Annotated in this window: 14 protein-coding genes; 13 read left to right on the top strand and 1 reads right to left on the bottom strand. The window is 41.3% G+C overall.

The window, feature by feature from the left end; genetic code table 11:
- The first annotated feature begins 95 nt into the window (after nt 1-95).
- From FD725_RS04955 to FD725_RS04935, 5 genes are all read left to right on the top strand, one after another.
- The gene (locus FD725_RS04955; RefSeq protein WP_179047099.1) at nt 96-650 is read left to right on the top strand and encodes a thioredoxin family protein; all 555 of its coding nucleotides are present in this window, start codon (nt 96-98) and stop codon (nt 648-650) included.
- A gap of 70 nt (nt 651-720) precedes the next feature.
- On the top strand, nt 721-1,449 hold the full coding sequence (pyrH, locus tag FD725_RS04950) for a UMP kinase (protein ID WP_179047098.1): 729 nt from the start codon (nt 721-723) through the stop codon (nt 1,447-1,449).
- On the top strand, nt 1,436-1,984 hold the full coding sequence (gene frr, locus FD725_RS04945) for a ribosome recycling factor (protein ID WP_179047097.1): 549 nt from the start codon (nt 1,436-1,438) through the stop codon (nt 1,982-1,984). The genes pyrH and frr overlap by 14 nt, the downstream gene beginning before the upstream one ends.
- Before the next feature lie 231 nt (nt 1,985-2,215).
- Entirely contained in the window at nt 2,216-3,337 is a 1,122-nt protein-coding gene (locus FD725_RS04940) for a geranylgeranyl reductase family protein (RefSeq protein ID WP_179047096.1), read from the top strand.
- Between the two features lie 173 nt (nt 3,338-3,510).
- On the top strand, nt 3,511-4,437 hold the full coding sequence (locus FD725_RS04935; protein WP_179047095.1) for a carbohydrate ABC transporter permease: 927 nt from the start codon (nt 3,511-3,513) through the stop codon (nt 4,435-4,437).
- 258 nt (nt 4,438-4,695) lie between these two features.
- Here the strand turns inward: FD725_RS04935 and FD725_RS32315 are convergent, their stop codons facing one another.
- Nucleotides 4,696-4,818, bottom strand: a complete 123-nt coding sequence (locus tag FD725_RS32315) for a hypothetical protein (RefSeq protein ID WP_256871852.1) — start codon at nt 4,816-4,818, stop codon at nt 4,696-4,698.
- 7 nt (nt 4,819-4,825) lie between these two features.
- Between FD725_RS32315 and FD725_RS04930 the strand changes: the two genes are divergently transcribed.
- The 8 genes from FD725_RS04930 (at nt 4,826) to FD725_RS04895 (ending at nt 15,119) form a co-directional block, all read left to right on the top strand.
- Nucleotides 4,826-7,351 (top strand): PAS domain S-box protein, encoded by a 2,526-nt coding sequence (locus tag FD725_RS04930; protein ID WP_179047094.1) that lies wholly within the window; start codon nt 4,826-4,828, stop codon nt 7,349-7,351.
- 966 nt (nt 7,352-8,317) lie between these two features.
- Complete coding sequence (locus tag FD725_RS04925; protein WP_179047093.1) at nt 8,318-8,818, top strand: DUF2231 domain-containing protein; 501 nt, start codon at nt 8,318-8,320, stop codon at nt 8,816-8,818.
- Entirely contained in the window at nt 8,815-9,420 is a 606-nt protein-coding gene (locus FD725_RS04920; protein ID WP_179047092.1) for a DUF2231 domain-containing protein, read from the top strand. Before FD725_RS04925 ends, FD725_RS04920 begins: the two co-directional genes overlap by 4 nt.
- A gap of 112 nt (nt 9,421-9,532) precedes the next feature.
- A complete protein-coding gene (locus FD725_RS04915) occupies nt 9,533-10,447 on the top strand; it encodes a cytochrome c oxidase subunit II (RefSeq protein ID WP_179051424.1) in 915 nt (304 codons plus the stop codon).
- A 14-nt stretch (nt 10,448-10,461) separates the two neighbouring features.
- Complete coding sequence (gene ctaD / locus FD725_RS04910; RefSeq protein ID WP_179047091.1) at nt 10,462-12,129, top strand: cytochrome c oxidase subunit I; 1,668 nt, start codon at nt 10,462-10,464, stop codon at nt 12,127-12,129.
- A gap of 213 nt (nt 12,130-12,342) precedes the next feature.
- Complete coding sequence (locus FD725_RS04905; RefSeq protein WP_179047090.1) at nt 12,343-12,957, top strand: heme-copper oxidase subunit III; 615 nt, start codon at nt 12,343-12,345, stop codon at nt 12,955-12,957.
- Nucleotides 12,958-13,098: 141 nt separating this feature from the next.
- Complete coding sequence (locus FD725_RS04900) at nt 13,099-13,893, top strand: hypothetical protein (RefSeq protein ID WP_179047089.1); 795 nt, start codon at nt 13,099-13,101, stop codon at nt 13,891-13,893.
- Nucleotides 13,893-15,119, top strand: a complete 1,227-nt coding sequence (locus FD725_RS04895; RefSeq protein WP_179047088.1) for a DNA methyltransferase — start codon at nt 13,893-13,895, stop codon at nt 15,117-15,119. The genes FD725_RS04900 and FD725_RS04895 overlap by 1 nt, the downstream gene beginning before the upstream one ends.
- Nucleotides 15,120-15,329 lie beyond the last annotated feature (210 nt).

Here is a 15,329-nt window from a genome sequence, read left to right as displayed (position 1 = left end):
GAGTGATACGGATACAATACGAGGTAGCTGATACCTGAACAGTAACGCTAATTTTCACTGCAATTTTTGTTCCTAGTGCATTACGGCTAAAGAAGATGATTAGACTAGAAACAATTGATACTCCTGTTGGTAGCTACGCGCCAGATTTTGAATTGCCAGGGATTGACAATCAAGTCCACCATCTTCGCCGTTATTTGGAGAATTTTCGGGCGGTTGGTGTTGTATCTATGTGCAATTACTGCCCTTATGTAAATTTTTATTTAGACAGACTAAAAAATATTCAAGCGGAATTTGCTCACCAGCGTTTTACCCTCATCGGCATGAATGCCAGTGATTTTAGTGAACGAACTGGGTCAAGTTTGGCAAGTATGCAAGCTTTTGCCCAAGAAAAAGGCTTAAATTTTCCTTATTTATGGGATTCAACGCAAGAAGTAAGTCGTAGCTTTGGCGCGATCAAAACTCCCACAGCCTTCTTGATCGACACTCATGGTATATTGCGGTATAGAGGACAGATTGACAATCATCCTCAAAAATCATCATTTTTAGGTGAAAACTACCTGCGAAATGCGATCGCTGCTCTGTTTAAAGGCGAAGACATCTTAGTACCTGAGACGGAACCAGTAGGCACTTCAATAATCTGGCGTATATAGACATAGATAGTCACTGTACTGCTATCTTAAATTGGAGGCAATTGCAACTTTTTTGATAAAGCGTAACTTCATGGGAACGAATTACCGACGGGTTTTACTCAAACTAAGTGGTGAAGCCTTAATGGGCAACATGGGCTATGGGATTGATCCAGAAGTGGTCAAAGAGATAGCACAAGAAATAGCGGAGGTGATAGCAACTGGTGTGCAAATTGCTATCGTTGTAGGTGGGGGCAACATTTTTCGAGGTGTGAAAGCAGCATCGGCGGGGATGGATAGAGCAACTGCCGACTACATCGGCATGATTGCCACGGTAATGAATGCCATGACACTGCAAGATTCGCTAGAACGCATAGGAGTGCAGACGCGAGTGCAAACAGCGATCGCCATGCAAGAGTTAGCAGAACCCTATATCCGCCGCCGCGCCATCCGTCATCTAGAAAAAGGACGGGTGGTTATTTTTGGTGCTGGTTCAGGAAATCCATTTTTCACGACCGACACCACAGCCGCCTTAAGAGCCGCAGAAATTGATGCTGAAGTCATTTTTAAAGCTACTAAGGTAGATGGTGTGTATGATGCCGATCCGCAAATCTATCCTAACGCTAAACGTTACACTAGCATCACCTATGCCCAGGTTCTTGCTCAAGACTTGCGGGTTATGGATAGTACAGCGATCGCCCTGTGCAAAGAAAATAATATCCCCATTCTTGTCTTTGACCTAACAGTGCGAGGTAATGTTCGTCGCGCAGTTTTAGGAGAATCAATCGGTACCCTTGTGGGAGGTTCTTGTGAAATTAGCTGAAGCTCAAAATAAAATGCAAAAAACTGTTGAGGCAACTCAGCAGGCTTTTAACACCATTCGCACTGGTCGTGCCAATGCCAGTTTATTAGATAAGGTGTTAGTGGACTATTACGGTTCACCCACCCCCCTAAAATCACTGGCGAATATCAGTACACCAGATGCCACAACCATCCTGATTCAGCCCTACGATAAAAGCAGTTTAAATATTGTCGAGAAGGCAATTTCTCTGTCAGATGTGGGTTTAACCCCCAGTAATGACGGTGCTGTAGTGCGGCTAAACATTCCCCCCTTAACAAGCGATCGCCGCAAAGAATTAGTCAAACTAGCAGCCAAGTATGCTGAAGAAGGTCGTGTCGGTATTCGTAATATCCGCCGTGATACCTTAGACTCAATTCGCAAACAGGAAAAAGCCTCGGAAATTTCTGAGGACGAATCCAAAGACCAACAAGATAAACTGCAAAAACTCACCAATCAGTACACAACCAAAATTGACGAGTTGTTGACAGAAAAAGAAAAAGACATCACCACTGTCTAAACATAATTAAGGCTGGAGATTTTTGTGCTTCAGCCTGAATTATTGGGAAATAAAAAACTTTGATTATAGGACTTATGCACTCAACCAAGAAACCATAAAAGAAGGTGGTCAATGGTCAATGGTCAATGGTCAAAACAGCCAGAAAACTTTGTGACACTGCGTAAGTCCTAGATGATTGAATCTTGACAAAAATTAAGTTTCTTAATTTTGAATTTTGAATTTTGAATTGTTATGTACAATGCCATTGTTGTTGGTGCTGGGCCTGCGGGTGGAACAGCAGCTTATCATCTAGCCAAAAAAGGACACTCAGTATTAGTGTTAGAAAAAGCATCCCTACCCAGATATAAACCATGTGGGGGGGGTGTATCACCAGCGATCGCTGAGTGGTTTGACTTCGACTTTAGTCCAGCAATTTCTGTCAAAGCCGACTCATTTCGCTTTACCTGGAACTTAGGCGACCCCGTAGAAGCTAAAATTGACACCAAAGAACCAGTTTGGATGGTGCGTAGAGATATTTTTGACCATTTTTTAGTCCAGCAAGCCCAAAAACAAGGGGCTGAACTCCGAGATAATACGGAAGTAACGGGTATTGAATTTAAAACTGACTATTGGCAAGTCAACACAGCTGATAGTTCATTTACCAGTCGTTATCTGATTGCGGCTGATGGTGCTAAAGGATCAATGGCCAAATGGTTGGGTTTTAAAGATCGTCAACGCCGTTTAGCTGGGGCTTTAGAAGCAGAAGTTCCCGCCAATGTGGTGAATAAATCTACAATTCACCTAGAGTTTGGCTTAGTGAAAAATGGCTATATCTGGAACTTTCCCAAAGATAATGGTTATTCCATCGGTGTAGGTACATTTATTGGTGGTCAACCCCAAGATTTTAAGAAAATTTTGGCTGAATATGCCCAATTGTTTAATATAGATGTACAAACTAGCAAACAATATGGTCATCCAATAGCCATTTGGAATGGTAATCAAAAGTTACATACCCAAAATGCCGTATTGGCAGGGGAAGCAGCTTGTATAGTTGATCCGATCACGGCAGAAGGTATTCGTCCGTCAATTTATAGTGGTTTAATTGCCGCAGGAGCCATTGATCAAGCCTTGGCTGGTGATATTAACGCTTTAGAAAAATATACCCAAATCATCCAGGAAAGTTGGGGTACAGAGATGGCCTGGGCGCAAAAATTAGCTGGGGCTTTCTATCGCTTTCCTGGTATTGCTTACAAAGTTGGTGTCAAGCATCCTGCTGCACCTAAATTTATGAGTCAGATTCTCTGTGGTGAACTATCTTATAGTAGTGTTACAGATCGTGCGATCAAGCGCTTAATCCGTGGTTTTGGCAGATAGAGAATTTGCTATCTAGCCAGCCAGTAGACGTAGGTTGGGTTAAGCGCAGCAACCCAACATGGATCTTAAAAACCCAGTATGGATATTGGTGTTGGGTTTCGCAAAGCCTCCACCCAACCTACAATTTTTTTTGCTTACTTAATTGGTCTTTACTGGTAAATTAAACTGCTTTTATGAATCAATTGACAGCTAAAGATTGGATACTTATCAAACAGCGCTTGACTCCTTATTTGTTCTTGCTACCTGCTTTGATTTTATTGGGGTTAACTGTCTTTTGGCCAGCATTGCAAGCGTTTTATTTAAGTTTTACCAGCTATGAAGACCTCAGCCAACCACCTCAATGGATAGGTTTGACAAACTTCTTGCGTCTGTGGAAAGATACTGTTTTCTGGAAAACGCTAGAAAACACTTTTCTCTACCTTGTTGGTGTCGTCCCAATTTTAGTAATTACGCCTTTGGGGTTAGCAATTTTAGTGAATCAAAAATTGCGGGGAATTAATTGGTTTAGAGCCGCTTATTACACCCCAGTAGTAATTTCTATGGTGGTGGCGGGTATAGCTTGGAAATGGTTATATGCAGAAAATGGTTTGCTCAATCAGTTATTAAAAACCGTAGGTCTTTTCCCCGATGGGATTCCCTGGCTTACCAGTCCAGCTAAACTTTTCGGTATTGTCCCAATTTCTTTAGCCAGTGTGATGGCTGTAACAATCTGGAAAGGACTTGGTTATTACATGGTAATTTATTTAGCTGGATTGCAATCAATTCCCGCAGATGTGTATGAAGCTGCTGCGATTGATGGCTCAGATGGTATGCGTAAACATTGGGATATTACCATACCTTTAATGAAGCCTTATTTGGCATTAGTGGCAGTAATTTCGGCAATTTCGGCGACTAAAGTATTTGAAGAAGTTTATATTATGACTCAAGGAGGGCCACTAAATAGTTCCAAGACAATTGTGTATTATCTCTACGAGCAAGCTTTTGATAACTTAGAAATTAGCTATGCTTGCACAATTGGCTTAGTCTTATTTTTAATAATTTTAGCTTTATCTGTATTGCGATTAGTGATTAGTCAGCCAGGGGGAGATGGGTTGATTTAAGGTCAATGGTCAATGGTCAATGGTCAATAGTCATTAGTCAATGGTCAATAGTCATTAATCAATGGTCATTGGTCATTAGTTATGAGTCATTAGTCATTAGTCATTAGTTATGAGTCATTAGTCATTAGTCGTTAGTCGTTAGTCAAGGGGAGCCAGCTACAAGTCGGGAAACCTGCTCACGGGGGTGAACAGGAACGCACTATCTCACGATTGACTATTGACAAAAAAGCCAGAAAATTTGGTGATACTGCGTAAGTCCTAGAATGGTTCACCCGATTGGGTGAATGCGATCGCCTCATCAGGAACTAACCTGAAGTAAGAAGCGGTTTTGCTGCTGCTATGGATGATGCTGATAGCATCACTATTCTGAAAAACTGTCAAAATAGCTATGATAACCGTTAATAATACATTATTTGCTGGTATATCTCAGGGTCAAAGAGTGGATGAAACGATAAAATTATGGTATCAACCAGATAATCAACAACAGATAATTAATAACTGGGAAAAGGTTGCAGCCAATTTACCAGGAATAATTTTTCAATTTCTTGTCCAGCAAGACGGTTCTCAATGTGCTATTTACGTCAGTTCTGGTAGTCGAGACTTGTATGAATTAGAGCCTGAAGTCATCCAACTAGATTTACCAGTATTTCACAAACTAATTCATGTAGAAGATTTAACCAGCTTTACTGAATCGATCGCTCTAGCCACAGATACAATAAAACCTTGGCATTGGCAAGGGCGAATTGTTACCCCCAGTGGTAAAGTCAAGTGGATTCACGGTGCATCCCAACTAGAATTACAGGCTAATGGTGACATTCTGTGGGATGGATTGGTCATGGATATTACAGACCACAAACAGACACAAATACAATTGCAAACAACGGAAGCACGGTATCAAGCTATTTTGAATGCTATTCCTGATTTAATATTTCGTCTTAGCCGTGATGGTAAGTATCTGGATTTACAAGGTGAAGCAACAAACATTACTTGTTGTCAGGAAGAAATCATTGGGCGTAACTTGCGGGATGTTTTACCAGCAGATGTGGCAATTAATGCTCAAGAAATCATTGCAAAAACTTTAGATACCGGAACCTTACAAACCTGTGAGTATCAGTTATCAACACCTTTAGGAATGCGAGATTATGAGGCGCGTTTGGTAGTCAGCAGTCCAGATGAAGTTTTAGCGATTGTCAGAGATATCACCGAACGCAAACAAGCCGAAAGTACTTTGCAAAATTTTGCCCAAAAATTTTCTAAAGCTTTTAATTGCAGTCCTGATCCTATTACTATTAGTACTCTCCACGAAGGACGCTTTATAGAAGTCAATGACAGTTTTGTGCAACTTTCCGGCTATGGGCGAGAAGAAACAATTGGTCACACTGCTTTAGAATTAAATATTTGGGTGAATGAAGACGATCGCCTAAAATTAATTCAACAATTGCAGACACAAGGAGTAATTCGCAATTGGGAAATAGCCTATAGGTGTAAATCGGGCGAAATCATGACATCATTGCTTTCTGCCGAGGTGATTGATTTAGATGGTATACCTTACATTTTGGCAGTTAACCATAATATTACTGAACGCAAACAAACCGAAGCCCAATTACGCCTGAGCGCACAACGCGATCGCATCTTAGCAGAAACCTTAGTCAGAATTCGTTCTTCACTCAATTTAGAAGAAATTCTCCAAACTACAGTTACAGAAGTCCGGCAATTTTTGCAAGTAGACCGGGTATTTATTGGTATCAGTGATGACAGTGTAGGGATTAGAACTGTCGCTGAATCCGTAGATGTGAGATATCCCTCAATCTTAGGCTGGACGAACAAGGATCAAACTTATCTACAAGAATTAAAAACAATTTTCACCAGCAATCGCTTGCGTGTGGTAGAAGACGTAAATAAAACCGCAGCCTCGCCCCAATGTCAAGCTGTTTATCAACAATTTCAAACCAAAGCTTCCCTAGCAGTACCGATATTTTTAGGTGATGAATTGTTTGGTGCGATCGTAGCCAATCAATGTTCTGCACCCCGTAATTGGCAACCCATAGAAATCGACTTGCTACAGCAGATGTCTGAACAGTTAGCGATCGCCATCCAACAAGCCAAACTATATCAAAAATTAGCAGACTTAAACACCAATTTAGAACATCAGGTAGAAGAACGCACCGCCCAATTACAAGAAAAAATGCGAGAACTAGCAGAAATGCAGCGCGTAAAAGACGTGGTACTCCACACCGTAGCCCACGATTTACGCACTTCCGTCATCGGGAACCTGATGGTACTCAAAAATCTCCAAACAGGAACCAAAAACCCCACCTCCCCCAGTCCCCAGTCCCCAGTCCCCATCCCCTGCTCAATTATCGAGCGAATGATTCAAGGTAATGACCGTCAATTAGCCATGCTGGATTCCTTGCTAGAAATTCACTACTGTGAAGAACAAGGAATGACTCTCCAGCCAGAATTAGTGCCTTTTGGCGCATTTTTAGAAAGGATTGTGAGAGATTTGCAACCTATCTTCAGCCAAAACCAAGCGACTTTAGAAAACCTAGTGGGGCAAAATCTACCTTTGGTGATGGTAGACACGATGCGGTTAGAGAAAGTATTGCTGAATTTGTTTACCCATAGCTTGCAACACAACCCCCCAGGATTAAACTTTAGCCTCAAAGCCACAGTTGCAGATGGCATGATCCGCACACAAATTCAAGATAACGGCGTGACCATGAGTAAGTTAGAATGCGATCGCCTCTTCGATTTATACATCCGCGATCCTCAAGCTCCCTGTTCTACAGCCATTAGTCTCAAAATGTATCTCTCTCGCCAAATCATCCAAGCCCACGGCGGGAAAATTGGTGTCACCAGCAACCGTCAGCGTGGCTTAACGTTCTGGTTCACTCTACCTATCAGTAATTCTTAATAAGTAGGATGAATGATTTGTGTTAGCGTAGCCTGTGCTGGCACATAAAAACTCAGTACACCTCTATACCCCAATACAGTTCAGTTAAGGCTAAAAACTACAACTGGTGTAGGTTGGGTTGAAGAATGAAACCCAACGGTATCAAGACTTTGTTGGGTTTCGCTGTCGCTCAACCCAACCTACTTTTCTGCTTAACTAGAGGCTTCGCCCTGAGCGTAGCTATGCCGTAAACTTTACGACTGCGCTCAGTACAAGTTATACCATTTCACTTTAATAATGATACAAATACGTGAGTCCGTCAGTCCGTCAGGGATTGTAAATCCCTGTCTCATAGCTAAAGTCCTCTCAAGAGGACTGAATATCAGAGTCCATTTTAATGGACTTAAGCTATGAGACCACCGTTTTAACGGTGGGCGGACAATACCCAACGAGTAAGCTATATGTATCAGGATTTTTGTGAATTGGTATTACCTATCACCCATTACCCATTACCTATTGTATTCACACTCACAAATTCATAATTGGTAGTTGTTAACATTGCACACATAAGAATTTTGTATTCGCAATATACTAAAATAGCAAACAAAGATACATTATAAAATACTTGTTTTTGCTAATCAAAAGATTTTCACAAAATTGTTGTAATTACTTTTGACAACTACTAAAAAAATCCTTAAGCTAATAAATAGGTCTCACCAAATCACCGGATAACAGCAATTTTAGCGGGTAAATTTAAAATCGCTGTTGCAAAGTATCAGTATGAACAAATGAATTAACCTTAATCATCGACTATAAATAATAGCCTCACCAAATTTGTTGATAATAAGGCTAATACTGGCGTGACCGGATGGCGCTACGAACATCTGATGAATAAATCCTGGTCATGTGTGAACGCCTATTTTGATGAGTTTAGTGTCATGTGTTGAAGTTTTACTGAGGTGTAATAGATATGTTTAGGAGAGGACGATGCTTGATTTTCTTACATCCTTGAATGACCACAATTTACCTTATCCAGATACAATTCATCCCATCGTTGTTCACTTCGTAATTGCGATGGTAGTATTTGCGTTTGCTTGTGATTTAGTTGGTTATTTTACTGGCAAAACTCGCCTATTTGAGGTGAGTTGGTGGAATATGTTTGTGGCAACGATCGCCATTTTTGTCGCCATTATTTTTGGTCAGTTTGAAGCCGGTTTAGCTAAACCTTATGAAGTAGCTAAGTCAGTATTAAATCTGCACACTCTACTTGGTTGGTCACTTTCAGGAATTATTGCTGCACTGACAGCATGGCGTTATGTCATCCGTACTCGCAACCCACAGAAAATCCCCTTTTATTATCTGGGAGCCGGACTACTTTTAACCCTGATTGTCGGTGTACAAGTATATCTCGGTGATCAACTAGTGTGGGTATATGGACTGCACACCGTACCAGTTGTTGAAGCCATTAAGGATGGGATGCTGCCATGAATCCAGAACTGATTGAACAATTAAAAGTCCAACTAGGGGCTAATGGGCTACCCTACACCATACCCATTCATCCCAACCTAGTCCATTTAACTCTCGGTTTATTCATCATTGGTATCACCTTTGATATTGTGGGTGTGCTGTTTCCTACACAGAAATGGGTCTTCAAATTTTTGGCAATTACTGTAGAACGGGAAAACTTTTTTGATGTTGGTTGGTACAACATGGTAGCTTCCACCATCATCACGTTCTTTACAGTCAGTGCAGGTTTTTATGAAATGCTGCTAGCTGCACCACCAACCGATATTAAAAGCGCATGGGGATTACAAGCCATGCAAACGATGCTTTGGCATGGAGTCGGTGGAGTCGTCCTCTTTGGATTAATTGCGATTATGACTCTCTGGCGAGGATGGCAGCGCTATGTCTGGTCTGAAGGTGAAGACAGACAAGTGCAGTGGAGTTATTTAGCAGCTGGTGCAGTCATCATGTTTTTGATGTACGTTCACGGAACTTTAGGCGCACAACTAGCAGCTGAATTTGGCGTACACAACACCGCAGATAGATTGCTGCGACTAGGCGAAGACCTCAACACCATCCTCAAATAGTGTAGGGGATAGGGAATAGGCAATAGGCAATAGGAGAAGAATCTTGACCAATGACTAATGACCAATGACCAATGACCAATGACTAATGACCAATGACCAATGACTCTTGACTATGAACATCCCAAAGCCTTCAAACATTATCACATTGGTAGTAGGTGCGATCGCTATTACCATTATCAGTTTCTGGATAGGTAAACAGGCTTACACTTGGTTACCTCCTCAAGCGGCGGCTGAATCTCACTTAATTGATGATTTATTCAGCTTCTTAGTGACCCTTGGTGCGTTCATTTTCCTGGGAGTCACCTGTACTCTCATCTATTCTCTACTTTTTCATCGCGCTGCCAAAGACGACTTCAGCGATGGCCCCCACATTGAAGGTAACGTCACTCTAGAAGTTGTTTGGACAGCCATACCCATTCTTTTAGTATTCTGGATTGCTGGTTATAGCTACCAAATTTACGAACAAATGGGGATTCAAGGGCCGACTGCCTTGGTACATCTGCATAACCCGATGGGAATGGAGTCAGCCTATGCAGCCACCAACGATGGTTTAGCTGAACCTGTAGAAAACATTGATGTTTTGGCTAAACAATGGGCTTGGGTGTTTCACTATCCCGAACAGGATGTTACCAGTACCGAATTGCATTTGCCAAGCGATCGCCGGGTAAAATTAGCTCTCCACTCAGATGATGTCCTCCACGGCTTTTACATTCCAGCCTTCCGCCTCAAGCAAGACATCATCCCCAATCACAATATCGACTTTGAATTTACCCCCATCCGCCCAGGTCAATATAGCCTCACCGATTCCCAATATAGCGGCACATACTTTGCCACCATGCAGGCAAACGTAGTCGTGGAATCACCAGAAGAGTATCACCAATGGTTAACTACTATCGCTAACCATAGACCTACACCTGCTCACAATCAAGCGGCGACTGAGTATGCCCAAACCGTTAGTGAGTCAGTCAAAAATGGTTGGAAAACAGTAGCACCCGCAGCTGCACCTCTGGTTAATTACCCAGGTTAAAAGGAACTCCATCAATGACCAACATCCCTATTGATAGGCTCAATCTCCCTGTAGAAGAGCCTCAGCATGAATTCCCTGGAGGCTGGAAACGATACTTCAGCTTTAGCACAGATCATAAAGTCATTGGTATCCAGTACCTCGTTACCGCGTTCATTTTCTTTCTCGTTGGCGGTATCTTCGCAATGGTGCTGCGAGGAGAACTGATTACACCAGAAGCAGACCTAATTGACCGCACCGTCTATAACGGAATGTTCACCATGCACGGCACTGTCATGCTGTTCTTATGGACATTTCCCTCCCTCGTTGGTTTAGCTAACTACCTAGTCCCTCTGATGATTGGGGCGCGAGACATGGCGTTTCCTCGCCTCAACGCCGTTGCCTTTTGGATGGTTCCTGTTGTGGGGATTCTCTTGATGTCTAGTTTCTTTGTCCCTGGTGGCCCTGCTCAAGCAGGTTGGTGGGCTTATCCTCCAGTCAGTCTCCAGAATCCCACAGGTAACTTAATTAATGGTCAGGTAATCTGGCTATTAGCGGTAGCTATTTCTGGTGTCTCCTCAATTATGGGGGCTGTGAACTTTGTCACCACCATCGTCAAGATGCGTGCGCCAGGGATGGGTTTCTTTCGGATGCCTTTATTTGTTTGGGCAGTATTTAGCGCTCAGATTATTCAATTGTTTGGCTTACCAGCCCTGACAGCCGGTGCTGTGATGCTGCTATTTGATATCACCGTGGGAACCAGCTTTTTTGACCCCAGCAAAGGTGGTAATCCAGTCATGTTCCAGCACTATTTCTGGTTTTATTCCCACCCGGCTGTTTATGTCATCATTCTGCCCATCTTTGGTGTCTTCTCCGAAATCTTTCCCGTCTATTCTCGCAAACCCCTATTTGGCTATAAAGTAGTTGCTATTTCCTCATTATTAATTGCCGTCGTCAGCGCTATTGTCTGGGTACACCATCTATATGTCAGTGGTACACCTGCTTGGATGCGGATGTTTTTCATGTTGACGACGATGTTAGTATCTGTACCCACTGGTATTAAGGTATTTGCCTGGGTAGCAACTATCTGGGGCGGGAAAGTGCGACTCAACACACCCATGTTATTCGCCTTGGGTGGATTGATTCTATTTGTCTTTGCCGGTATTGTCGGCATTATGCTTTCGTCTGTACCTGTTGATGTTCACGTCAATAACACTTACTTTGTGGTTGGACACTTCCACTACGTCCTCTTCGGTACAGTGACGATGGGTGTCTATGCAGCTATTTATCACTGGTTCCCCAAGATGACAGGTAGAATGTACCACGAAGGTTGGGGTAAATTGCACTTCTGGCTAACATTCATAGGTACTAACCTCAACTTTTTACCTATGCACCCCTTGGGATTACAAGGAATGTTACGCCGAGTTTCTTCTTACGCCCCAGAGTATGAAGGCTGGAATATCGTTGCGAGTTTAGGTGCATTCTTACTGGGTATGTCTACATTACCCTTCATCTTCAATATGGTGGTTTCTTGGATGCAAGGTGAGAAAGCACCAGATAACCCTTGGCGGGCAATTGGTTTGGAATGGTTAGTCGCTTCTCCCCCGCCTGTAGAAAACTTTGAAGAAATCCCCGTGGTGATTTCTGAACCTTACGGTTATGGCAAGTCTGAACCATTAATCGCTGAAGCTAACACGCATCACTAACAGTTAGTTAGTAGTAAGAACTTTAGCTCTTATTTCTCACAAAACGGTAGGGGCGGGTTTACAAATATGCTTCAATCATTCACGAATATCTGGTGAACCCGCCCCTACAGCTTCTGAATTCTTCTTCAAAAATTTCGTGAGCAATTCGAGTAAAGTGCTTACTACCAACTATGAGAAAACTTAACGACACAATATTAATGAAGAATTTTGCCAATGGATAGCTACATAGTTTCAGATGACTTGCAGCAACCTCAGCATCACGCAAGCGGCGAACATGGTCATGATGAAGAAGGCAATAAAATGTTTGGTTTTATTGTTTTCTTACTATCAGAAAGTGTGATTTTCTTGAGCTTTTTTGCTGGATATATTGTCTACAAAACAACTACTCCTAACTGGTTGCCCGTTGGCATTGAGGGGTTAGAAATTAAAGATCCAGCAATCAATACAGTTGTGTTAGTTGCTAGTAGTTTTGTCATTTATTTTGCAGAACTTGCTCTCAAACGGCAAAACATCAAGTTATTCCGCCTATTTTTATTGGCAACAATGGCAATGGGTAGCTACTTCTTATTAGGACAAGCTATTGAATGGAGTCATTTAGAATTTGGCTTTACTTCTGGTGTGTTCGGGGGAATGTTCTACTTGTTAACAGGATTTCACGGTTTGCACGTTTTTACTGGTATTTTATTACAGTTGATAATTTTTGGGCGATCGTTTCTTCCTGGCAATTACGATACAGGTCACTTCGGTGTCAATGCAACTTCTTTGTTTTGGCACTTTGTTGATGTGATCTGGATTGTTTTGTTTATCCTCATCTATATTTGGCAGTAAAAACAAACTCAAACACAATAAAATTGCGGCTGAATCATTCATAAGCCAGAGAGTTTATTCTCTGGCTTATCATTTATTGTGCAATATCAGACTAAGTTGGCGTTATACTTGGTTATTCGTAGTAGAAGTTTCAAACTCATTGTGACTGACGAAAACCTTTATCTCAAAAGATTTTTAGATCCTATAAAAGTTTGTAGACGCTACAAACCAAAGTTTGGTTTGGGCAATAAAGAGGAAGGACTCAATTTAGAAAGTTTTTTATCACTTTATGGTGCAGATCCATTTTACTCTTGGATCGGGCTGGACTCAGACTTGATGTATGCTGCCCATAAAGCTGCTGGCGGTATGACCTCAGTTTATCGACAAGTCGGCAAGGGCTGTGAAAATCTCTTTAGACAAATAGTCATAGATAGTGCAGGATATGAAGATCCACGCAACGCTACATGGTCTTACATTGCTAAAACAAAAAATGATAAGGATAAAACGCTGTCATTGGATGCTCGATTAGAACTTAGTGCTATACAAAACTTAGAGGTCAAAGAAAGGGTGATTCAGTGGATAATTAATTACAGTACATTTCTGATGGTTCCTACTCCAAAAAATGGTGCAGTGTTTGAAGTTCGGCAGGGATATAAAAGCAAAGACAGCAAGAGACAAAATGCAGACATAGATAATATTGCTGTTGCTTGGGCTAATGGTTATTTACCAATCTTTGCAATTTTTTCTTCACAAATTGACGCGGATTTAGTCCTGCGATATCGAAATAGTCGCGGAGGTATAATTATTGGAACTACATCAGGTACAACTCAAACCTCCCTGTTTGTTTTCTGCCAGGAAGTTTTAGGATATGATTTGGCAGGTTTCTTTCGTAGCCACTCTGAGCAAATTAAGAGCGAGGTTTACGAAACATTGGCAGCCTTACTTAGTGCAAACTGATGCTATCTATTGTTAAGCAGAAATCTGAATATACATTTAAAGCAAACCGTAATCTTGGACGGCATGCATGGTTACGACTTACACCGGCATATGGTGTGAAGCTAGTTGAAAAGTTGATCACCTCTGTCGCAGAAGAAGCAGTGATTCTTGATCCTTTTTCTGGTACAGCGACAACGGGACTTGTAGCTGCTGAAAAAGGATACCGAGCGATCGCTTTTGATATTAATCCATTTCTGATTTGGCTGGGAAATGTTAAGTGTAACAACTATTCTCAAAATCACTTAACTGATCTTTATACAGGAGTGGAAAAAGCTCTAGAAGAGTATAAATGTTTAACTCAACAAAAACATTGGACACCACAAATATTTAATATCGAGAGATGGTGGTCAACAAACACGCTTAATTTTATTGCTGGACTAAGGGCTGCTTTAGTCCATCAATTTGGTGAACCAACAGAAGATAGTATTTATAATTTAGTTTGGGTTGCTTTTTGTCGATTAGTGATTGAAACTTCATCAGCAGCATTTAATCATGTTTCTATGTCATTTAATGACACGAAAAATAATTTTGAGATTGATTACATCCCAGAGCTTTTCTTAAGCATTTTTGATTTTATTCTCAAAACTGCTGCAACTAGGATTGCTGGCTCTGCTCAATTCATTGAAATGGATGCTCGTCATATTACCACTTTAGATAATATCAAAATTAATAAAGTAATAACTTCACCTCCTTACCCAAATCGAATAAGTTATATTCGGGAACTTCGTCCATATATGTATTGGACGAAATTTTTGCATGAGGCAAAAGAAGCAGGCGAACTAGATTGGTTAGCAGTTGGAGGAACTTGGGGAATTGCGACTAGTCGGCTTCTCTCCTGGCAAATGCAGGAAGAGAACTTACCGCAAGAAGTCTTTTCTGTTGTAGATAAAATTAAATGTTCTGACGGAAAAAATGCTCAACTTTTATCTATTTATGTACTGAAGTATTTTCATGATATGCACTTACACCTAAGTTCGCTGAGGTCAATTTTGCATAATGACGCTGAACTAAATTATATAGTAGGTAATTCAACTTTCTTCGGCAATATGGTTGATACCGCATCATTGATGATTGCTTCTATGCACATACTTGGGTACTCAGATATTAACTTAGAAATAATTAGAAAACGTAATTGCAATAAGGCACTTTATGAGTATTGTATTTCCGCAAAATGGTTTGGTAGCTAAAAATAAGCTTCTCTCTAATTGAGAAACAAATCAAACTGATCAACACAAGCAGCGATCGCACTCATTATGTACACACAAATTCCATGCGATCGCCATATTCTTGTCAAGTTCCTGTGTGATATTCAGATCAGGCTAAAAGATAAGCTCTGTATAAAGGTGGGGATTCCTACCTTTTACTTATTTCTAGGTCAAAAATGCGACTTTTGAGTT

This window comes from Nostoc sp. TCL26-01, from assembly GCF_013393945.1.
Classification (GTDB): Bacteria; Cyanobacteriota; Cyanobacteriia; order Cyanobacteriales; family Nostocaceae; genus Trichormus.
The sequence above is the reverse complement of the archived record's forward strand: the minus strand, read 5'-3'. Positions and strand labels throughout refer to the sequence as shown.